The sequence below is a fragment of the Arthrobacter sp. CAN_C5 genome, assembly GCF_017875735.1.
In the GTDB taxonomy this organism is placed as follows: domain Bacteria; phylum Actinomycetota; class Actinomycetes; order Actinomycetales; family Micrococcaceae; genus Arthrobacter_D.
In genome coordinates this window covers 2,294,248-2,313,987 of the sequence record NZ_JAGGMZ010000001.1, presented here as the reverse complement: position 1 = coordinate 2,313,987, position 19,740 = coordinate 2,294,248, and the positions used below count along the sequence as shown (strand labels likewise).

The 19,740-nt window shown below is 60.9% G+C and carries 17 protein-coding genes and 4 pseudogenes; 9 read left to right on the top strand and 12 right to left on the bottom strand.

The genetic code is table 11. The annotated features are described in order from the left end of the window. Positions 1-52: 52 nt before the first annotated feature. The 3 genes from H4V95_RS10920 to H4V95_RS10910 all read right to left on the bottom strand — a co-directional run bounded on the left by H4V95_RS10920 (position 53) and on the right by H4V95_RS10910 (position 2,857). Complete coding sequence (locus H4V95_RS10920) at positions 53-1,369, bottom strand: MFS transporter (protein ID WP_209730442.1); 1,317 nt, start codon at positions 1,367-1,369, stop codon at positions 53-55. Between the two features lie 54 nt (positions 1,370-1,423). Next, entirely contained in the window at positions 1,424-1,855 is a 432-nt protein-coding gene (locus H4V95_RS10915) for a carboxymuconolactone decarboxylase family protein (RefSeq protein WP_245345667.1), read from the bottom strand. Between the two features lie 171 nt (positions 1,856-2,026). Further along, a complete protein-coding gene (locus H4V95_RS10910) occupies positions 2,027-2,857 on the bottom strand; it encodes a hypothetical protein (protein WP_209730431.1) in 831 nt (276 codons plus the stop codon). Between the two features lie 527 nt (positions 2,858-3,384). Between H4V95_RS10910 and H4V95_RS10905 the strand changes: the two genes are divergently transcribed. Further along, on the top strand, positions 3,385-3,720 hold the full coding sequence (locus H4V95_RS10905) for a metal-sensitive transcriptional regulator (protein ID WP_209730440.1): 336 nt from the start codon (positions 3,385-3,387) through the stop codon (positions 3,718-3,720). A gap of 252 nt (positions 3,721-3,972) precedes the next feature. Here H4V95_RS10905 and H4V95_RS10900 read toward each other — a convergent pair whose 3' ends face one another. The 3 genes from H4V95_RS10900 to H4V95_RS10890 all read right to left on the bottom strand — a co-directional run bounded on the left by H4V95_RS10900 (position 3,973) and on the right by H4V95_RS10890 (position 8,067). After that, complete coding sequence (locus H4V95_RS10900; RefSeq protein ID WP_209730439.1) at positions 3,973-5,793, bottom strand: glycoside hydrolase family 15 protein; 1,821 nt, start codon at positions 5,791-5,793, stop codon at positions 3,973-3,975. A gap of 841 nt (positions 5,794-6,634) precedes the next feature. Beyond that, positions 6,635-7,642 carry a DDE-type integrase/transposase/recombinase gene (locus H4V95_RS10895; protein ID WP_209730438.1) on the bottom strand — a complete coding sequence of 336 codons (1,008 nt, stop codon included), beginning with the start codon at positions 7,640-7,642 and terminating at the stop codon, positions 6,635-6,637. Continuing rightward, positions 7,639-8,067: a hypothetical protein gene (locus tag H4V95_RS10890; protein ID WP_196840410.1), complete on the bottom strand. Its 429-nt coding sequence runs from the start codon at positions 8,065-8,067 to the stop codon at positions 7,639-7,641. The genes H4V95_RS10895 and H4V95_RS10890 overlap by 4 nt, the downstream gene beginning before the upstream one ends. Before the next feature lie 132 nt (positions 8,068-8,199). On the opposite strand from H4V95_RS10890, the gene H4V95_RS10885 reads away from it, so the two are divergent. Beyond that, entirely contained in the window at positions 8,200-8,502 is a 303-nt protein-coding gene (locus tag H4V95_RS10885) for a DUF4193 domain-containing protein (protein WP_209730437.1), read from the top strand. 63 nt (positions 8,503-8,565) lie between these two features. Here the strand turns inward: H4V95_RS10885 and H4V95_RS10880 are convergent. Together H4V95_RS10880 and H4V95_RS10875 are read right to left on the bottom strand one after the other, a co-directional pair. Further along, positions 8,566-9,748, bottom strand: a pseudogene (locus H4V95_RS10880) (IS3 family transposase); the annotation flags it as partial. Between the two features lie 38 nt (positions 9,749-9,786). Beyond that, entirely contained in the window at positions 9,787-10,578 is a 792-nt protein-coding gene (locus tag H4V95_RS10875) for an MBL fold metallo-hydrolase (RefSeq protein ID WP_209730436.1), read from the bottom strand. A 144-nt stretch (positions 10,579-10,722) separates the two neighbouring features. On the opposite strand from H4V95_RS10875, the gene H4V95_RS10870 reads away from it, so the two are divergent. Beyond that, a complete protein-coding gene (locus H4V95_RS10870) occupies positions 10,723-10,989 on the top strand; it encodes a metal-sensitive transcriptional regulator (RefSeq protein WP_209730435.1) in 267 nt (88 codons plus the stop codon). A 154-nt stretch (positions 10,990-11,143) separates the two neighbouring features. On the opposite strand, the gene H4V95_RS10865 is transcribed toward H4V95_RS10870, so the two are convergent. Further along, entirely contained in the window at positions 11,144-11,476 is a 333-nt protein-coding gene (locus H4V95_RS10865) for a hypothetical protein (protein ID WP_209730434.1), read from the bottom strand. Positions 11,477-11,674: 198 nt separating this feature from the next. Between H4V95_RS10865 and H4V95_RS10860 the strand changes: the two genes are divergently transcribed. The 3 genes and pseudogenes from H4V95_RS10860 to H4V95_RS18975 form a co-directional block, all read left to right on the top strand. Then, positions 11,675-11,845, top strand: a complete 171-nt coding sequence (locus H4V95_RS10860) for a hypothetical protein (protein ID WP_209730433.1) — start codon at positions 11,675-11,677, stop codon at positions 11,843-11,845. A gap of 597 nt (positions 11,846-12,442) precedes the next feature. Continuing rightward, positions 12,443-12,733, top strand: a pseudogene (locus H4V95_RS18980) (transposase); the annotation flags it as partial. Continuing rightward, a pseudogene (locus tag H4V95_RS18975) lies at positions 12,720-12,929 on the top strand (IS110 family transposase); the annotation flags it as partial. The pseudogenes H4V95_RS18980 and H4V95_RS18975, both read left to right, overlap by 14 nt. A 1,110-nt stretch (positions 12,930-14,039) precedes the next feature. Here H4V95_RS18975 and H4V95_RS10850 read toward each other — a convergent pair. After that, positions 14,040-14,759, bottom strand: coding sequence for a DUF2306 domain-containing protein (locus H4V95_RS10850; RefSeq protein ID WP_209730432.1), 720 nt, complete (start codon positions 14,757-14,759; stop codon positions 14,040-14,042). Positions 14,760-14,822: 63 nt separating this feature from the next. Continuing rightward, positions 14,823-15,653 (bottom strand): hypothetical protein, encoded by an 831-nt coding sequence (locus H4V95_RS10845; protein WP_209730431.1) that lies wholly within the window; start codon positions 15,651-15,653, stop codon positions 14,823-14,825. A 160-nt stretch (positions 15,654-15,813) separates the two neighbouring features. On the opposite strand from H4V95_RS10845, the pseudogene H4V95_RS10840 reads away from it, so the two are divergent. Together H4V95_RS10840 and H4V95_RS10835 are read left to right on the top strand one after the other, a co-directional pair. Further along, positions 15,814-16,083 (top strand): annotated as a pseudogene (locus H4V95_RS10840) (metal-sensitive transcriptional regulator). A 581-nt stretch (positions 16,084-16,664) separates the two neighbouring features. Continuing rightward, positions 16,665-18,146, top strand: coding sequence for an MFS transporter (locus tag H4V95_RS10835; protein WP_209730430.1), 1,482 nt, complete (start codon positions 16,665-16,667; stop codon positions 18,144-18,146). A gap of 350 nt (positions 18,147-18,496) precedes the next feature. Here the strand turns inward: H4V95_RS10835 and H4V95_RS18970 are convergent, their stop codons facing one another. Then, on the bottom strand, positions 18,497-18,850 hold the full coding sequence (locus H4V95_RS18970; protein WP_209730429.1) for a GNAT family N-acetyltransferase: 354 nt from the start codon (positions 18,848-18,850) through the stop codon (positions 18,497-18,499). A gap of 588 nt (positions 18,851-19,438) precedes the next feature. Between H4V95_RS18970 and H4V95_RS18965 the strand changes: the two genes are divergently transcribed. Next, positions 19,439-19,648, top strand: coding sequence for a GNAT family N-acetyltransferase (locus H4V95_RS18965; RefSeq protein ID WP_395939872.1), 210 nt, complete (start codon positions 19,439-19,441; stop codon positions 19,646-19,648). Positions 19,649-19,740: the final 92 nt, after the last annotated feature.

Below are 19,740 nucleotides of genomic sequence, written 5' to 3'. Positions count from 1 at the left end.
CCCAAACACACCGTTCTTCTTACAGTCCCAGCTAAAGTTGCCGCACGAAGTGTTACGCCGTGCGTGTCGAGGAGCACTGGCAAGCGGCAAGAGTTCCTTGTGCTGCCTCTGTCTCCGAAAGGTCCAGTGGTTCGGGACTCAGGTGGCCGCGGCGTGCCGGAGCCTCGCTTCCGACGGTGTCGGTGCGTGGCCAGAGTGCGACTGCAGAGACTGCACCGAGGACGGCGAGCCCTGCCAGGATGGACCAGGTTGTTGTGAAGCCCAGGCTCGTACCGATCCAGCCGGCGATGGGATATGTCAGAAGCCACGCGAGGTGGGAAAGCGAAAACTGGGCGGCGAAGACTTCTGGTATGCGGTTCGGCTCGACCGACGCGCGTAGGACCCTGCCCGTAGGCGTTACGATCAGGGCCATGCCGCCGCCGATCACGGCCCAGACCAATGCTGTGCCGATATACGTCGCAGCGCCCGTTGCCGTGAGAACCACGGCTCCCGCCGTGCCAGCAACGAGCACTGTTGCGCCGGTAAGCATGACGGTACGTTCGGCGACGCGATCCAGGATGCGAGGAAGGATGAGTGCCGTCAACAGCGTCCCGCCGCCCGAGGCAGCGAGCATCCAACTGACGTCCGTCTGTGAGCCGCCGAGTTCGTCGCGCACATAGTTGACGGTGTTCACAATCACGATGGATCCTGCAGCGGCCACGACCAAATTCAGCGCCATGATGCCGCGTAGCCTTGGCGTCCGGACGAAGGTCCTGATCCCTGCGGCAGCCCGGTCCCACGCTCTAGTGTGAGCGCTGGAATGTGCGTTTGGGATGCGGGTGGAGAGCACCAGCACAGCCGAGACGATGAACCCGACTGAGGTCCCGGCGAACAGCCAGTTAAAGCTCATAAAGCTCAAGGCGACGGCTGCCAGCACCGGGCTCAGAAGACTCTCCATGGTGTATGCCACCTGAGAGGCCGAGAGGGCGCGCGTGTACGCGTTCTTATCGGTCACAATGTCGGGAATCACGGCTTGGAAAGTCGGGGTGAAAGCGGCGGATGCCGCCTGCAGCAATGCAATGAGGACGTATATCTGCCAGATCTCGGTGACGAACGGCAGTCCCAGGACCACACCTGCTCGTACAACGTCCAGGGTTACCAGGAATGCGCGACGGGGGATTCTGTCCACGTAGGCCGCTGCGAGCGGGGCGATGACTACGTAGAGGACCATCTTGATGGTCAGGGCGGTGCCGAGAACGGCGCCAGCGTTGGGGCCAGCGAGGTCGTACGCGAGCAATGCGAGGGCGACGGTCGCCAGACCGGTCCCGAAGAGAGCGATGACTTGGGCGCTGAAGAGATGGCGATAATCGCGGATGGCGAACAAGCGCATAGTCCTGTTCCTTTCCATTCATGGTTCAGCCGGCATTTGCAGCCAAACCGGGATTTATGGCCTGCGGCCGGTGGAGGGGCGGTGCGGGGTCAGGCCCGCAACGAGGTTGAACGCTCCCGTGAGAATGTTCAATGACACGACGCCGACGACGTCGGTGATCTCGCGGTCGCTGTAACCGTGTTCGTACAGCGCGAGGATTTGGTCATCCGTGATGGACGTCGGCTCCCGATAGACCTGGAGTCCCAGGGCGATCATTGCCGCGATACCAGGGTCCGCCGACGTCCCAGCCTGGGCGCGATCGATTTCCTCGGTGTCGATCCCGAGCGCGAACGCGGCACTGATGTGCGATTCCAGGCATAGGCCGCACCCTTGCTGGGCTTGGACCGCGATCGAGATCAGTTCGCTGACCTTCCGGTTGAGCTTGGCCCGTTTCATGGCACGGCTGAGTTGGAGGTAGCCGGTCAGGACGGCGGGGGAGTGTGCCATGGTTGCGACCATCGCACCGATCTGGCCGTGTCGGGATACCAAGTCGGTTAGAAGGTCGCGGGAGGCTCCTGTTGCTGTCTGGGGAGTCAGTTGAGAGAGGCGAGGCATGATGATCTGGTCCTTTGGCGGGGGGTGTAGTGATGAAGTTGTTATGAGGCGGTCGTGGTCACGTCAGGCTGTGGTGGCCGCAGTCGCGTACACGGTGAACTGTGCTGTCCGGACAGTTCCCTCGTGCTGGAAGTCCAGGTGGAGGCGGTAGGCACCGGCTGATGGGGCGACTGCGAAGAACGAGACCTTCGGCCCAGGCTTCGTCTGTCCGTCGCCCGGGCCGCCTTCCGGGTGTACATGGAGGTAGGCGAGATCCCCGCCCCGCAGTGCCACCAGATGACCGAAAGCTCCCAAATAGGGTTGGAGGTCTGTTACGGGTTGGCCGTTCCTGCTGACTGTGAACGTCAGCTCGGTGGCCTCGTTCGCCACAAGTCCGCCCTCGAGCGTCACGGTGTAGGCGCCCAGCTGCACCGTCCGGTCCGCCGCGGGCAGCTGCTGCGGCTCATACGTGCCGCCGACGGAGGCATCGCTACCCAGGGTCATCGGCTGACCGTGCCCGGCGGGGTGGAAGTCGGCGAAGATCCGCCAGACACCGGGGTTCAGGCTCAGATCGATGACCCAGGTTCCGGAATCATCCCTCACCGGATGTACGTGCTGGAAGTGGGCCATGTCGCGCCGGACGGCGATCAGGTGCAGTTCCTTCTCATGCACTTCTTGGTACTTGGTGACCGGCTGCCCATCGGGCCCGATGATCCTGAAGCTCACGCTCTGCACTCCGATGCCTAGGATCGAGGCATCCAGCTCGAGAGTGTAGCCATGCTCGGACACGAGCACTCCGCCAGGGTGGGTACTGCCATGACCGGTATGGGGGCCGGCACCGGGCTCGGCGCTGTGTCCCTGTGAGCTGTTGCCCCCGTGGTTTTCGTGGTTTGTGTGATCGAGTTCGTTCGTCATGTCGTTTCCAACTTTCGTTGTCAGCTCTGATTCGAAGGGGCAGTCCACGATGATGTAGGCGGGAAGGTTCTGTTCGTTCCTTGAATCGGAGCCCTTGGAGGTCTGTCTAGTACGAGAACTATATACCCCCCTAGGGTATTTGGCTACCGTCGCAGGGCTCTCCCTTAAATTGAGCAATGCCAGGTGAACAGTTGATTTCGATTCCCGGGTACCATACCCTTAGGGGGTAAATGTAAAGACGGTCTGTCAGGGGTAAATAGGTGCTTACCGCAGTATCGGGCGCTCCGAATAGGATCACGATGTGAGTAAGACAACTGCCAATTCCAATCGTTGGACAACTCCCCTTACGACTCCTCTCCTGCATGGCGACAGACTTCCACATCACGAAGCTTTAGCAACGTCAACCGCCCAGTGGGTGATCCGGTGCCTTCTTCGTTGTGCGGTCCGCGCCGCACTCCACTCTGTGCAGAACGACGTTTCCCTTTCACAGGGGAAGTGCAAACCCTGATGACGACAGAAAGACGCACATGACCAATTCAGTAACGCGGCCGCTGGACACCTCGGGCGCGGATTACCAGAAAACCCACGGCTATATAACGGACAAGGATCGCTATCTGGCGCGCATGAAGCGAATTGAGGGCCAGGCTCGTGGCATTGCCCGCATGGTCGATGAGGAGCAGTACTGCATCGACATCCTCACCCAGGTTTCCGCCCTCACTGCCGCCCTCCGCGGCGTAGCGCTCGGACTGCTCGATGACCACATGAAGCACTGTGTGCTGGACGCCGCCCGACTCAACCCCAAGGCCGCCGACGCCAAGATGCAGGAAGCATCCGAAGCGGTTGCGCGTTTTATGCGCTCCTGACTAGCCTTGGCGTTCGATCAGTCTTCGCTGCCGTGCTGCGGAAGCACGGGTCAACCGGGTGTCCGTTAATACAGCGGGACACGCCACGGGCATTCCCGCGACTGGATCGATGGCACTGTACTGGCGTCGGCTTACAAAATAGATCGGTGGCTGCAATAGAGGGGGAGCCCTCAGATTATGTTCCGGCTTCAGAGCGTACTGGCCTCATAACCATCAACCGGGCGTAGCCGGGTTGATGGTTCATCAGTTTCATCAAAGTGCAACATCGACAGCCAGGCTGAGTCGGTCGACACCATGCATGGCGTCGGCCGCCCTGACCAAGGTCAGGTGTGAGAATGCTTGGGGAAAGTTCCCCACCATCCGTCTTTCGTTCGATGCATACTCTTCGCTAAGCAACCCGAGCTCGTTAGTAAGCCCTACGAGCTTGTCCATGAGTTTTTTTGCCTCGCCTCGTCGACCTGTGCGTGCATAGTGCTCCACGAGCCAGAAAGAACATGCAAGGAAAGGGTGTTCACCAGGTGCCAGTCCATCAACGCCAGTGTCTGTTCGATAGCGCAGCAGGAGGCCGTCCTCGGTTAGAAGTTCTTCTTCCAGCCGTGTGACTGTACTGAGCATATACGCGTGGTCGTAGGGGAGGAAACCAACCTGTGGGATGACTAGTAGCGCCGCGTCTGTTTGTTGCCCGCCATAGGTCTGCGTAAAGGACCCCATTTTCTGGTCGAATCCCTCGCGCATGATCTCTTTACGCAACCGCTCACGGAGACGCTCCCATTTCATATCATCTCCAAGTAATCCATGGATCCGTACCGCCCGGATTCCGCTGTCGAACGCGGCCCACATCATCACTCGGGAGTGGGTGAAGTATTGGGCGTCTCCGCGCATCTCCCAAAGACCGAAGTCCTTGTCGTCGAAGTGTTTTTCGACGAATCCTAATAGCGCGCACTGAAGTGCCCAGGAAAAATGATCCTCTTTGCCTCCAGCCATGCGCAATTTTTCCAACGCCACCATCACTTCACCGACAACATCCGCCTGGAACTGCGATACTGCCGCATTTCCAATCCGCACCGGCTTAGAATCCGCATAGCCTGGTAGGTGGTCAAGCTCGCGCTCAGGAAGCTCCCGTTCTCCTCCCACCCCATACATAATTTGCATCTGCTCGGGATCCCCGGCAAGGGCCCGAAGCAACCAGTTGCGCCACTGAAGAGCCTCCGATTCATAACCGTGCGTCAGCATAGATTCCAATGTCAGGGCCGCATCGCGCAACCAGCAGTATCGGTAGTCCCAGTTCCGTGATCCACCAAATTCCTCGGGGAGGGACGTCGTGGGCGCTGCAACAATGCCGCCCGTTTCATAGTGCGTAAGGGCTCGCAGAACTAACAACGAACGCTTGACAGCACCCCCATAGACCCCGTCCTGGCGGCAGTGACTTCCCCAGCGGCTCCAATACTCAGTGGCTTCTTCAAGAGCGACATCAAGGTCAATCGCCGTTGGCAAGGGACGGTGCGATGGGAACCACGTAAGTTCGAAATCCACCTTCTCGCCCTTTGAGATGAGGAATTCTCCCTCATGCCCGTGGGCATGCGCTTGTGGAAGATGGGGCCCACGTAGTGCTAGGGCATCCGGACCGGCCATCGCCAACAGAATCGGCGGCGCCGCCGGCGTATTGTCACGGACGCGACTCACCCAAGGCAAGAGGGTTGCATATCCTGGGCGGATCCGAAGCTCCTGACGCATTAGAACGCTACCCTCCAACCCGGAAACACGGCGAACGAGGGAAGACCTGTTATCCCCCAGCGGCATGAAATCGGTAACCAACGCGCTTCCCCCGCTGGTCTTCCAGATGGTCTGGAGCACGAATGTCGAGTCGATGTAGCGTCGGTCGACAATGACGGCGTCTGATTCGCTGGGGGCCAACAGCCAATAGCCGTGCTCATCGGTGCCTAGTAGTCGGCTAAACACGGATGGTGAGTCGAATCGCGGGAAACAGAGCCAGTCCACGCTCCCATTCCGGGATATTAGGGGTCCCGTTTGAAGATCAGATAACAACGCATGATCCTCTATCAGTGCAGCCATGCTCCACTCAACCACAACTTCTTCATGCAGGTCATGCTTCTTTGCTGATTAATCCGCCTAGCACGGAACAGCCAAACCGGTAGATCCTTACGCGGCAGGCATTAGGTCACCCGATCGCTTCAGAGATGAGGCTGTCATTACAGTTGCATCCGCGAAGAGCAGGACAACCTCGCATGCAGCTTCGCCTCCGGGCCAAGGGCATATTTACGATACGAAGCAATTGAACACGGAAGTATCCCTAAATTTGTTGCATACCCCTAGGGGGTAGGTGTACTCTTCGTTATTAGAAGCCGTTCATGATTTTAGCGAAAAGGAAAAAGATCGACATGACACGAGAAGAAGCCTACGCAGGGTGCCCCTCGGATTCGTACGTGGAGTTCTACGGCGGCCAATGGCTCGTAGTCCCATTCGCGCCCGTCCAGCAGCCTACCTTTTTTCACGTGTCTGCCCGTCGGTCGACAGCCGGGACACCCGCCATTAATTACTGAGTCAACCTACTGAGACGCTCGACAATAGACCTGACTGAGTGCCAAGGTCGAGGCAAATCCCCATGGCGCATCTTCATCGGTGACTCGGATGCGTACTCGAACTTGGAGTTGTTCCTTCAAAGATCCGATTGGACCACCACGCAGAGGATGGCCGGACATAGGCTATCGATGCTTGGTGAGATGCCCATCACAGGGTTCGGAAGCAACAGATTCGTCAGGGTGCAATTAGCGCTTGGCGCATCTCATTACTGAAAGATTTCGGCGTAGCCTTGGCTTTCCTTTGAACACTCGGGAACAAAGTACGCACTTGCGTGTTCGGAATCTGTCAAGGCGTTTGAGACACAGCTAAGTGGTTAGGCGTGTGTGGGGACCTCGCTTTGTTGGGGCTGGTTGATCCACGCCGCCGTGGGGCCCGCCGGCGGCGCCGGCGGTTGACCGAACCGGTGCGGGGTCGCCGCGTAGGCGTCCTGGAGCACCGCGGCCCGGCGGCCCTGGATGGCCGCGTAGGTGCCGTCGAAGACCGTCGCGGGGGTATGCAGCCCGATCCCGGAATGGCGGTGTTCGAAATTATAGTAAAGGAAGAATTCGTTGGCCCAGGCGACCGCGTCCTGGCGGGAGCCAAACCGCCCCGGGTAGGAGTGGTGATACTTCGTGGTCTTGAACGCCGCCTCGGAATACGGGTTGTCGTTGGAAACGCGGGGCCGTGAATGGCTGCGGTCGATGCCCAGATCGATCATCAGCTCGGCGACCGGTTTGGACGTCATGGACGTCCCCCGGTCGGCGTGGATCACGCCCGGGGTGCCGTGGATCATGACCGCGTCGGCGATGAAGTCCTTGGAGCCCAGCCCGGACTCGCGGGTGGTGATGTGCCAGTGCACGACGTAGCGGGAGAACAGGTCAATGATGACCATCAGGTCGTAGTAGACGCCCCGGATGGGGCTGGGGAGTTTGGTGATGTCCCAGGACCAGACGTCGTTGGGTTTCACCGCGACGAGTTCGGGTTTCTTCTTCGCCGGGTGGGTGGCCTGGCGTCGGCGTTCACGCACCTGGCCGTGGCCGCGCAGGATGCGGTACATGCTTGATTCCGAGCACAGGTAGGTGCCCTGGTCCAGCAGGATCGCCCCGACCTGGGCCGGCGCCTTGTCGGCGAACTCCTCGCTGTTCAACCGGTCCAACACCTGCGCGACCTCTTCATCCGTGAGCTTGTTTACCGGTGCCGGGCGCCGGGGTGTGGGCCCGTGGACCTTCGGGGTCAGGGACCGGTAGTGCGTGGCGGGAGACCGTCCCGTGAGGGCGCAGATTCTCCGCACGGGCAGCAGCCCGGTCAGGGCTGTGAAGGCCTCGTCCACGGCGGCGCTCACGGCTTCTCGTTGTCCGCCCTCGTGGAGATGTCCTCCAAGAGAGCGTGTAATTTTCCCAGCACCGATAATGCCTCCTCGGTCCGTCCGAGTTTCGCTTCGGCCCGTTCGGCGCGGTCCTTCATGGCCTCAAGCTGGGCTTCGGGGCTGTTCTTCTTCGCCGGTCTGGCGGCGGTGGCGAGGCCGGTGAGGGCGCCGGCGTCGCGTGCCCGGCGCCAGGTGGTGATTTGGGAGGAGAACAGGCCTTCGCGGCGGAGGAATGCGCCCTTGGCTCCGGGGCCGTCGAGGGACTCGTAGGTTTCCAGGATCGAGAGTTTCTCCCCTGGGGTGAAGGAGCGGCGGAGGGGCCTTTCTGCCCTGGGTTTTTCGGGATCGGACATGGCTCCACCATCGGTGTTGGTGGTGGGGGAAGCAAGTGCGGTGCTCACAGGGAATCGGTTTCCAAATCTCGCCCTTAAGGAGTCAGTGGGAAAAGTGGCGGTGTCTCACCCAATGCTGACAGACAGGGGTTGCAGAGTTGCTTTAATAACCGCTAGCACCCAGAAAGAAGAACATCTAAAGTGGCAACTGATTACGACGAAGTCCGTTCCGACGTCAAGGAATCTCAGGACCGATCTCTGGAGGCATTGCAAGCCGCCAACGCCCCGGATGCGCGCAGCGTATTGGCTGAGTTGGACGAAGCTGATGTCTTTGATGAGGGACTTACGCCCGGAGGAGAAATTGTCTCTGAGGAGTTGATCGTCCAGGTGGTCCCTCAGGGCGAGGACGAATTCACGTGCAATTCCTGTTTCCTGGTTCGGCATCGGTCCCAGAAGGCGCGAGAAAGCAGTGGGCACACGTACTGCGTCGAGTGCGAAGGCTAGCAGGCGAAACGACGCACGAGGCGGGAGCTGATTGAACCGCTCTGGGTTTGATGGAGACTCGCGCTATTTGATTTCTACCAGTTGAGTGTTGGTGGTTTTGCCAGCATAGAACGCTGGCTCGAATTCTGCGGGCGGAATGTCGCCGAGGTAGCCATGCAGGCGTTCGGTGTTGTGCCAGTGAACCCAGCCGAGGGTCGCTAGCTCGAGGTCCTCAACCGTCTTCCAGGGACCTGGTCGGGCGGGGCCGCGGACGAGTTCGGTCTTGTAATAGCCATTCACGGTCTCGGCCAGCGCGTTATCGTAGCTGTCGCCGACGGTCCCGATCGACGGCGTTGCACCAATCTCAGCGAGACGTTCACCGTAGCGAATGGACGTGAACTGACTGCCCGCATCGCTGTGACAGCGCAGGTCACCATGGTGGGTGCCGCGTCCCCATCGCGCCATTTCGATCGCGTCGAGGACCATCTCGGTGCGCATGTGTGACGCGCACCGCCACCCGACGATCATCCGACTGAACACATCGATGATGAAGCAGACATAAGCGACACCAGCCCACGTCGGAACGAAGGTCAAGTCAGTCACCCAAAGCCGGTTCGGGGCCACCGCGGTGAACTCACGGTTCACCAAGTCCGGGTGCCTCCTCCCGGCTGGATCCGGTCTCGTCGTCTTCACACGCTTTGAACGCCTCGCACCTTCGATGCCGGCAGCGCGCATCAGCCTGCCGGTCTGGTCGCGGCCGATGTCGATCCCGGGACGACGGGCGGCTTTCCAGAGTTTGCGGACACCGTAGACACGATAATTGTCTTCCCAGAGTGGGATCAGATCAGGGGTGAGGACCGCGTCGCTGACAGCTCGCGCCGACGGTGCGCGGTCCTTCGCGGCGTAATAGGTGCTCGGAGCCACCTGCAGCAGCGTACAGATGGGCTCGACTCTTCAGCCGGCGTCCTTCGACGACTTCGTCTTTGTTCACGTCGATGAACGAGACTATTTCCGATGTTGGCGGTCGAGCTCCGCCCCGAAGAAACTCGCGGCGCGTTTGAGGATTTCATTCGCCCTCCGCAGCTCACGGTTCTCCTGCTCGAGCTCACGCACCCGCCTGGCCTCCGAAGTACTTACCCCGGGGCTTTGGCCATCATCAACATCCGCTTGCCGCACCCACGCCCGTACCGACTCAGTACCGTATCCCAGCTGCGAGGCTACCCGCTGCACCCGTTCCGTGCTCGGTACCCAGCTCCGCCCGCATGGACCCGCCGGGAACCGCGGGTTAGTAGTTCCTAACGGGGCTTAACGGGCGGGCACCTCGATGGTGACGGTCTCACCAGGGCAAGCCACGTGCAGCCGGCCCTCCAGGTCTGCGGCGGCGAACGCGGTCCGCACGGCCCCGACATCTTCGCTCAAGTGGGCCCAGCCCTCGACGTGGACGGGCACTACCTGCGCGCCGGCCAGGACCATGGCCGACTGCGCGGCGGTCTCGCCGGTGAAGGTGATCTCGGCGTTGTTGAAGACTCTCGGGCCCAGGCGTCCACCACCGGCGAAGAGAATCGCGACGTCGATGTTCGGGAACCGTTCCGCGATTTCCTTTACGAGATCCACCGAGGAATTGTCGCCGCTGACGTAGACGGTGGGCAGGCTCTCTCCGTGAAGGACGAACCCAGTGACTGTGCCGGTAAACGGCTCACATCCCTCCGGCCCGTGGCGGGCCGGCACTCCGGTGATGTGGACGACCTGGCCTTCGGCGCCGGTGACGTCAACGGTCTGCCAGGCCTGCAGCCCTGCAACCCACGGGATGCGTCCGGCGGCCTCGGGGGTGGACAGCACCGTAGCGACCCGAGCGGCCAGTTCCCGTCCGGCCTCGTCGAAGTTATCGACGTGCTCGTCGTGGGAGAGCAACACCACATCTGGGTGTGGTAAGTCGGGGGCCCGCATCGCCGGTGCCGTGGTCTTGACCAAGGTTGGCCTGCCCGGGCTCGGATAGTTGCGGGGGAGGTCGAAGGTGGGGTCGGTCATGAAGGTGATACCGGTAAGGCTGAACACTGCGGTGGGGCCGCCGACTATCGTGACGTCAAGTGTGGACATGCGCATGGTTCCTTTACTGGAGGATTGGTCTAGGTGTCCCGAGCATGTCATATACCTACGGGGTATGCAAGATACCCCGTAGGTATATCATGAAGGTTGGATGTAATTACATACATCCATAGAGACTCACGCCAGGAGGACTTAATGAAGATGGACCCAGGGCAGATAACGCCGGTGTTGAACCGCCTCAAGCGAGCCAGAGGGCAACTGGATGCCGTAATCCGCTCTGTCGAAGACGGGGAGGACTGTCAAGTGGCCGTGCACAACCTTGCCACGGTGTCGCGAGCTCTGGATAAGGCCGGGTTCGCGATTATCTCTGGCACCCTCCAGCGAATACTGCGCGAACCAGAAAAGGCCGCCACCGAGGAGGATATGAAGGTCCTCGAAAAACTGTTCCTTTCCCTGGCTTGAGAGGTGCCGACATCTCGCGCTCTGGCGAACTGAAACAACCTGCCGGTTAGCTGCAATCCCGAAAACTGTAGGTTCACGACGCCGCTTCGGGCGTCCCGGTACCCCAGCCGGGACACGGGGAGGTGCTGGTGAAAGTCACCGCCCTCTCCGTGAACTATCGCGACCTCATGGTGATCAATGGAATGGGGGCTGGAAGCCTGCAGGTGCCGTAGCGCCGGTTTCCGATGCCGTCGACTTCGTAGTTGGCGTCGGATCCGGTCTTGACAGGTTCGAGCTCGGGGACCGCGTATCGGCCGTGTTTCTGCCGAAGTGGCGCTCCGGTGCGCTTACGCGCGAGACGTACGTCTATCCGGTCGGCGGGCCCGTCAACCGCGGCATGCTGGCTGAATACGTGGTTCTGGATCAGGATGCTGCCTTGGGAGCGCCCCGAAGCCTCGATGACGAGCACGCCGCGGCCCTCCCCGTCTCCGCCGTGATGCCGTGGCACGGCGCAGCCGTGTCCAGCCGGGCGAACGGTGCTAATCCATGGTATCGGCGGTGTGTCCATGTTCGCGATGCAGTTCGTCCTCACACGCGGCATTCCTATCATCACCTCCAGCACCGACGGGAAACTTGACAAGGCGCGCCACCTCGGTGCCGCCCGCACATCAATCACAGCACAACCCGGCTCTTCGCCGCGGAAGTCATGAGAATCGATGCCGGGGACGGGGTCAATCATGTGGTTGAAACGATCGGCGGGGAAAACCTCAACCAGTCACTCAACGCATTAAGAATCGGTGAAACAATCAGCTTCATCGGACTCATCGCTGGCCTGGCCGCGCAATCAACACCTACGAGTTCGTCACCAAAAATGTGACACTACACGGCATCGAAACCGGATCCCGGGACATCTTTGAAGATATGGTTCGGTTTATTGATTAACACCGGATCGTTCCAGTCCTCGTCTCGATCTATACCGTGCATCAGATTGGTGAAGCTTTGCAGCACCGCGCACAGCGTAGGCATTTTTGGAAAAATCGTTATCATGACATCCTCGTTGGATCCACACCAGCTCGCCCGGTGAGCACGGTCCAGTGTGCGTCTCCAGTCGGCAGAATCCGCGCAATTGGCAATCAAAAGGCGGGCCGTAGACCGCTACCGTACACAGCAGGTTCGCACCTAAACGCCCAAGCGCGGGTGATTGGGACACGCCCCCCCCCCCCCCCCCCGTTACCTTTTTCGTAGCCTGTTCCTGTTGCAGGATATGGGTGTGCTGGCCTGCTGGCCCCGGCATGATTGCCGCCCCCAGTCATCCATGATCCGGGGGGGCGTTGTCACCGGGGTTGGTAGGTGCTATAGAGACCGCTGATAGAGGCAGGACAGTTCGAAGGTCGTGCGTAACGTGGATGCCGGGCTCTGACACCATGGGGCAGTCCAGCACTGAACTATTAGGTGCTGCGACTAGGAGGAACAGGTGATTGGCAACCATGAAAGCATTGTTGTGTTCATCGGTCTGGACGTCGGCAAGAGCGAACATCACGCAGTAGCCTTGGACCGGTCAGGGAAGAAGCTCTTCGATAAGGCTTTACCCAATGACGAGGCCCGGCTACGTGAAATCCTTCTCACGCTGAAACGACACGGCAACCTGTTGTTAGTTGTTGACCAGCCGGCCACGATCGGGGCGCTCCCCGTCGCGGTGGTCCAGGTAGCCGACGTAACTGTCGGCTACCTACCCGGGTTGGCGATGCGCCGGATCCCTGACCTGCAAACGTGCCCTGTTCCTCTCCGCCTTCGCGGCGCTAAAGGACCCGCCATCCAGGGCCTACTACGACCGAAAACGGTCCGAGGAAAAACGCCACAATCAAGCCCTTATTGCACTCGCCCGCCGCCGCTGCGACACCCTCTACGCCATGCTCAGAGACGGAACCTTTTACGAACCACGACCGGCCACAGCCGCTTGACGAAAACCATAGAGGCACCCCCCGGTTTGCGCACGATGTGGATGCGACCCCACCGGCGGGACAGAGCAGCCCCCGCCAGAATTCGCCACCTTCAATGGTCGACAGCAGGCAGGCCAGTTCGCCCGCGTCAAGCAGGAGGAGCCGGGCAGGTCTCGAGAGGATTCAGGGTCACTATGGTTTTCGTCAAGCGGCTGATGGCAGGTTCCGCGGTTAGTGACCTGGCAGAGGGCTCGGGCGCGGACCATGTCGAAGAGTGCATCGGATCACCTGCGTGGGAGGGCGATGAGGGCTTGATTATGGCGTTGGCCGTCGGCGCGTTTGCCGCTCCGCCGGTCCCCGGTGATGACACCCCCGGATCATCTAAGACTGGGGGAATAAGCCACGCCGGGACCGACCGTCCAACATACCCTCATCCTGCAACAGGACCGGCTACGAAAAAGGTAACAGGGATACCAGCGGTAGATTGGTCCCCCACGTTATTGGGGCACGCACACGGACTATGTGACGACACAGCATCATTTCCCCGCTTCTACTGCTCCTCGCATATCCTCCTTATCTGCCTTTCAGGCGACGGGGGTCAAGGGGTGATCGCTCCAGCTTTGGTGCTGCGCGATGTGGGGCTGCCGGTATGCGGTGCAGAATCGGGACTTGCCGATATAAAGGGGCGGACGCGAAACCGGGGTGTTTCTAATTAGGCAGGGGCCCGCGCTTGTGAAGCGTAAAAAAATGGCCATTTTGTTCGTCTATTTTGTGTGGCGGATTGGTGCTGGCGCTACTCCTTATTCCTGCGGGTTTTCTGGGACGGGTGCCTTCTTGCCAAGGTGAAGTGCCGCAGTCGTGGAGACCCTGTGTAGTTTCAGCGAGGCCCAGTCTGTGCGGAAGGACAACCAATGATCTGCAGGGAAGGAGGACCACTCCGGTATCGCGGATCTTGGCCAGGAGGCTGTGCAGAGTGGCCGGGTCGCCCACCGGCCCGCGAAGGGCCGTCGTCCCGACGCCCTCGTGTGTAAGCTGAACGTCCCCCGAACCATCCAGCCCAGTGATCATCGAGGTGTCCGGTGTCCCGGAACTCATAGTGCTGAAGGTCATCCCTGCTGGGAATTGTCGTCGTCACAGCTCAGGCCCCATGGTCCCTGCGGGGCTACCCCGGTCCCTCTTCCGCCTGCGTATCGCCAATTCCGCCACGGTGAGATTGACCGCCCAGCCGGCGCCGTTGAGCAACGCCGTCCCCACTTCACTTTTCCCGAACAGTGCCTCTCCGAAACCGAGGGTAAACACCTGTGTGCCGGCTCCTAGTCCGATGGCGTAGGCCCTGATCATCCACTTCCGGTGGCCGGGAATGTTCCGGCGCCGGATAGCGGAGAAACCAAGAACGATACTGACGGCCATTCCGGTACCAGCCAGCAAGCGGAAGACATACAGCAGGTCACCCGAACCGGCCGGAAAGGAAACGAAGTGGTTCAGCCACAGCCCCGACAGGGCCACGAATAATCCTGCTGCTAGCAGGACGCGTCCAGCGAAGCGGTGCCAGGCGGGCCGGCGCCGGCGGAAACCCCTGGAGAACTGCAAAGCGCCCAGAATGACATAGACAGAGGCACCTAGGATGTGGATGAGCGCCGGGAGAGGAATGGCCTCGGTTCCTCCGTTCGCGGAGGCATCGGCCGCGCCGAGGGACAGCGCGATACGCCGAAGGGTGCCCGCAAGGAGGGGGATGAGGCCAAGGGCCATAAGCAGGGTAGGAAGAAGCCATGCAAGCGGGCCAATCCGCTTCCGCTCAGCGCTGACCACCGGGACGGTTGTCACAGCCCTGGGGGCCTCCTTGTCGGTCATGATGATCTGGTCCTTTGGCGGGGGGTGTAGTGATGAAGTTGTTATGAGGCGGTCGTGGTCACGTCAGGCTGTGGTGGCCGCAGTCGCGTACACGGTGAACTGTGCTGTCCGGACAGTTCCCTCGTGCTGGAAGTCCAGGTGGAGGCGGTAGGCACCGGCTGATGGGGCGACAGCGAAGAACGAGACCTTCGGCCCAGGCTTCGTCTGTCCGTCGCCCGGGCCGCCTTCCGGGTGTACATGGAGGTAGGCGAGATCCCCGCCCCGCAGTGCCACCAGATGACCGAAAGCTCCCAAATAGGGTTGGAGGTCTGTTACGGGTTGGCCGTTCCTGCTGACTGTGAACGTCAGCTCGGTGGCCTCGTTCGCCACAAGTCCGCCCTCGAGCGTCACGGTGTAGGCGCCCAGCTGCACCGTCCGGTCCGCCGCGGGCAGCTGCTGCGGCTCATACGTGCCGCCGACGGAGGCATCGCTACCCAGGGTCATCGGCTGACCGTGCCCGGCGGGGTGGAAGTCGGCGAAGATCCGCCAGACACCGGGGTTCAGGCTCAGATCGATGACCCAGGTTCCGGAATCATCCCTCACCGGATGTACGTGCTGGAAGTGGGCCATGTCGCGCCGGACGGCGATCAGGTGCAGTTCCTTCTCATGCACTTCTTGGTACTTGGTGACCGGCTGCCCATCGGGCCCGATGATCCTGAAGCTCACGCTCTGCACTCCGATGCCTAGGATCGAGGCATCCAGCTCGAGAGTGTAGCCATGCTCGGACACGAGCACTCCGCCAGGGTGGGTACTGCCATGACCGGTATGGGGGCCGGCACCGGGCTCGGCGCTGTGTCCCTGTGAGCTGTTGCCCCCGTGGTTTTCGTGGTTTGTGTGATCGAGTTCGTTCGTCATGTCGTTTCCAACTTTCGTTGTCAGCTCTGATTCGAAGGGGCAGTCCACGATGATGTAGGCGGGAAGGTTCTGTTCGTTCCTTGAATCGGAGCCCTTGGAGGTCTGTCTAGTACGAGAACTATATACCCCCCTAGGGTATTCCGCTACCGTTGCAGGCTATATGACGAACAAGGATCGCTACCTGGCGCGCATGAAGCGGATTGAGGGTCAGGCTCGTGGCATTGCCCGCATGGTCGATGAGGAGTAGTACTGCATCGACATCTTCACCCAGATTTTTGCCCTCACTGCCGCCCTCCGCGGCGTAGCGCTCGGACTGCTCGATGACCACATGAAGCACTGTGTGCTGGACGCCGCCCGGCTCAACCCCAAGGCCGCCGACGCCAAGATGCAGGAAGCTTCCGAAGCGGTTGCGCGTTTTGTGCGCTCCTGACTGGCCCGGAGGTTAACTCCGTCTTGGCTGAACGGAGAGGCATCTGTGGTTTTCGTGGCGAGCTCGCTTCTACGAGAACGCGCCAACAAGGTTCGCTCGTTGGAGGTGAACAGCGAACTCCAGTCCACTAAAACGGAAATCAGAATGGCCGTCACGACGTCAGCGCAGGGTTGACCATCCGTACGGCACCCCTCATCACGGTCATCCCAGTATTCGGGGGCGGCTCCCCGCAACGGGAATGTAGCACCAACCTGGCCGGTGTCAGCGTCGGTGGCCCCGTTCAGGCGAAAACCGCTAAGCGGATTTACGGTCGATTCTCCCGTGCCGGAGATCGTCGTTGCTTGCCTACCTGAGTGCGAGGGGCGACAGGGTTACCAGGGGCGGATCAACTCTAGGATAAACGCGCCGGCGCTGCCTCTTTCGCAGCCGGCCGCGCTCCGGTGGCCCCAAACTACCTGCTCATAACATTCCGTCGAACAAGAATACCCCTAGGGGGTAAAAGAGTTTTGAAGTGTATGGCGCGACGAGCCGATACAGGTCGACCCGGGCACCACGGACTGCAAAGGAAAGGAGCTGCAGAAATGAAAACGTTGCCACTCGCGATCTGGGCGATGGTCATCGGCGCATTCGCAATGGGAGCCGATGAGTTCATCGTCGCCGGAGTCGTCAGAGAGATCGCCGAAGACCTGAACGTCACTTACGGGCAGGTAGGCGCACTCGAAAGCGTTTACGCGCTGGGCGTCGCAATCGGCGCCCCAGTGTTTACTGCGATCGGTACCAAGTTCGGGCGCCGGTCCATGCTGCTACTGACAACCGCAGTATTTCTCTTTGGCAACGTGGTGTCGGCGCTGGGGCCCAGCTATGAGCTGATCATGACAGGACGCGTGATCTCCGCCACCGCACACGGCGCCTTCCTCGGTATCGCAGCCGTCTTTGCCGCGGAACTTGTCGACGCGAAGAGGAAGGGGCGGGCGGTAGCGATCGTATTCTCCGGGCTCACGGCGTCCACGGTGCTGGGCGCCCCGCTCGGAGCCGCGGTTGGTCAAGCTTTTGGGTGGCGGTTCACCTTCTGGACGCTGGTCATCTTCGGGGGAATCGCGCTGCTAGGACTGCTCCACTCGCTGCCACGAACCGCCCAGCAGGGCGTGCACGCGTCCGATGCGCACCACTCCCACGACTTCGCAGGTATGCACGCACATACCCATGAAGCGACAGTAGGGCAGAGCCTCGTTGTGCCCGCCGACACCTCGGCTGCGTCGCACGGGCACGGCGATGTCGCGTCAGCACCTGGCAGCGAATTTGAGGGTCTCGATGCCCACGCTCTTGCCCATCTCGGCGGCGCCGGAAACGGGCCCACTCTGCGAGAGCAGCTCAGGGCACTCACCCGGCCAGCTGTCTGGGGAGCCTTGCTCACCACACTCTTCGGTTACGGCGGTGTATTCACCAGTTTCGTCTACCTCGCGCCGCAGTACACCGAGGTCACCGGGTTCGACTCGGCCTGGATCACCCCACTCCTGCTGCTGTTCGGCGCCGGTCTCTTTGTCGGGAATGCGCTCGGAGGAAAGCTCGCTGATAAGGCACTCATGCCCACCGTGCTCGGCGCACTCGCAACCCTGGCAGTGGTGCTCTTCGCGATGACCTTCGCCATCCAAAATCCGATCTCAGCAGTGATCATGACCTTCGTGTTCGGTGTGACCGCCTTCGCGGTCGTCGCACCCCTGCAACTACGCGTCATGAACGCTGCCGGCCACGCTCCCGATGTGGCGTCCGCGGCGAACATCTCCGCGTTCACCCTGGGCAGCGCCATCGGCATCACCCTCGGCGGTGCAGCCATCGACGGCGGACTCGGGCTGGCGTCGGTGAACTGGATCGGCGGCCTCATCACTGCAACCGGGCTCATCATCGCGGTGGTGACCTGGGTGATTCTCGACAGGCGCGCAAGCGTTACAACGCATGCCCACGAGCAGGGCTCAGCCGGCGAAGGGCATGGCCATCACAACGACACGATGGCACCAGCCGAGCCGGTCACCAACGGACACGATAACGCAGCACACCACCACTGAGCAGCCCCCGCTGCACCATTGAGGGGCCGTCCCGCCTAACGCAAGCGAGACGGCCCCTCAATCTGACAAGAAGACCTATGATCCATACGCGCAACTCTGAATCCCGGAACGCCGTTCACAAACCCAGATGGTGCCCGAGAACAGAGCCCTCAGCGCGAGGTGTACCTGGGCGATGGTGCCTGACTCAGGTGAAGGCACACGGGGCCTGTCAGGGCTGAGCCAGTCCAACAATTAGTCCCCTCCCTGCGATTCTCCCAAGGCGTTGTCTCTAGGAACCCAGCGCCGCGCCGCAGCATGGTGCGGACGGGGTACTTCGCCGGTGCACTTATCGGCATAGCAGTTCACCGTGGTCACTTCGCTGCGGCATACTTCCATTTCGAGGGCTTCACCGGAGACGCTGTCGACGTCGGTGCGGAAGCTGAAGCCGTTTTCCTAACCCCAGACTGGCATAGAGCCGCCGGGCCACAGTGTTGTGCGTAGACGTGCAGCTTCATCGAAGGCAGGCCGGTGAGTCCGAAGCCGGTCTGGATGGATTGCTGCACCAGTTCCCGTCCCAGACTTTGGCCCCTGCGCTGTGGATCCACAATGATGTAGCCCAACCGCGTCATCCGGGCCGGCTGATCCACCAGCAGTGACGCGTGACCGGTCAACTCACCGGTCTCAGGCTCCACCGCATACCAGTACCGCCGCTGTGGATTGGCCATATAGCTGCGAAGTTGCTGCTCCGTAAGAGGCCAGACAAAGGCCGGACCCGATCACAACCTCATTTCCTCTCTCTTCTTCACCCACGTGAGAAGTTGTTTAGGATCATCTATGGAAGTCAGGCGCGATGTCATCGTCTGGACGTACGAGGAATCCGCTCCGTCCCACGCCTTCTATCAATGAGCTCCGACGCAGATTTTTGGGTGTGTCCCATTTACGGATTCGTCACCTGCCACTTTCTCGGTCGGGTGGTCCGCGGGTCAGGCGTGGGACAGCACCGTGGAGGGGACCCCGGGGCGAAATGATTCCTCACCCGTACGCTGTGGTCAATCGATTTCAACGGGGGCTCAGATGGCGGAACGCGCATTATCGGTGCGGGTGTGCGCGCCCCCTGACGTGGAAACCCTGAGTCGGTATGAACCTCCGGGGGCGGGCATTGCGCGGAGTCTGGTTGAGTAGGAGGAATCCGGAACTATCCTCTATGCGGCGGCCTGGTTCGGTGATATCCCGCTGGGCAGCGTGGTCCTGGACCTGAGCGCAGAGCACAACCCCGAGCTCAAGCACCTCTATGTTGAGGCGTCAGCCGGGGACTGGGTGCCGGCACCGCACTGTGCGCTTGGGCCGAGGAACAGGCGGCCGCGGCCGGATTCAGTACGATCTACCTCGGCGTGGGTGTCGATAATGACCAGGTCCGGATACTCTATGAGCGGTCGGGCTACCGGCCGCTGGGGGAGTCGGTCACTCCGACCTACAACTATGTTGATGATGCAGGGGTAACCCAGACGGGCGACCGAAACTGATGACCTTTACGTGTTGGATCTGCGCGTCCGGGAAAACCGGTGACACCAAGGCCCGCACCTGGGACAACCTGCTGCACCTATGCCGAACCGCC

What these genes read in the sequence shown, in the direction of transcription:
- H4V95_RS10920 (WP_209730442.1), bottom strand. Translation starts at nt 1,369, where the DNA reads ATGCGCTTGTTCGCCATCCGCGATTATCGCCATCTCTTCAGCGCCCAA.
- H4V95_RS10915 (WP_245345667.1), bottom strand. Translation starts at nt 1,855, where the DNA reads ATGGCACACTCCCCCGCCGTCCTGACCGGCTACCTCCAACTCAGCCGT.
- H4V95_RS10910 (WP_209730431.1), bottom strand. Translation starts at nt 2,857, where the DNA reads ATGACGAACGAACTCGATCACACAAACCACGAAAACCACGGGGGCAAC.
- H4V95_RS10905 (WP_209730440.1), top strand. Translation starts at nt 3,385, where the DNA reads ATGACCAATTCAGTAACGCGGCCGCTGGACACCTCGGGCGCGGATTAC.
- H4V95_RS10900 (WP_209730439.1), bottom strand. Translation starts at nt 5,793, where the DNA reads ATGGCTGCACTGATAGAGGATCATGCGTTGTTATCTGATCTTCAAACG.
- H4V95_RS10875 (WP_209730436.1), bottom strand. Translation starts at nt 10,578, where the DNA reads ATGTCCACACTTGACGTCACGATAGTCGGCGGCCCCACCGCAGTGTTC.
- H4V95_RS10870 (WP_209730435.1), top strand. Translation starts at nt 10,723, where the DNA reads ATGAAGATGGACCCAGGGCAGATAACGCCGGTGTTGAACCGCCTCAAG.
- H4V95_RS10860 (WP_209730433.1), top strand. Translation starts at nt 11,675, where the DNA reads ATGAGAATCGATGCCGGGGACGGGGTCAATCATGTGGTTGAAACGATC.
- H4V95_RS10850 (WP_209730432.1), bottom strand. Translation starts at nt 14,759, where the DNA reads ATGACCGACAAGGAGGCCCCCAGGGCTGTGACAACCGTCCCGGTGGTC.
- H4V95_RS10845 (WP_209730431.1), bottom strand. Translation starts at nt 15,653, where the DNA reads ATGACGAACGAACTCGATCACACAAACCACGAAAACCACGGGGGCAAC.
- H4V95_RS10835 (WP_209730430.1), top strand. Translation starts at nt 16,665, where the DNA reads ATGAAAACGTTGCCACTCGCGATCTGGGCGATGGTCATCGGCGCATTC.
- H4V95_RS18970 (WP_209730429.1), bottom strand. Translation starts at nt 18,850, where the DNA reads ATGGCCAATCCACAGCGGCGGTACTGGTATGCGGTGGAGCCTGAGACC.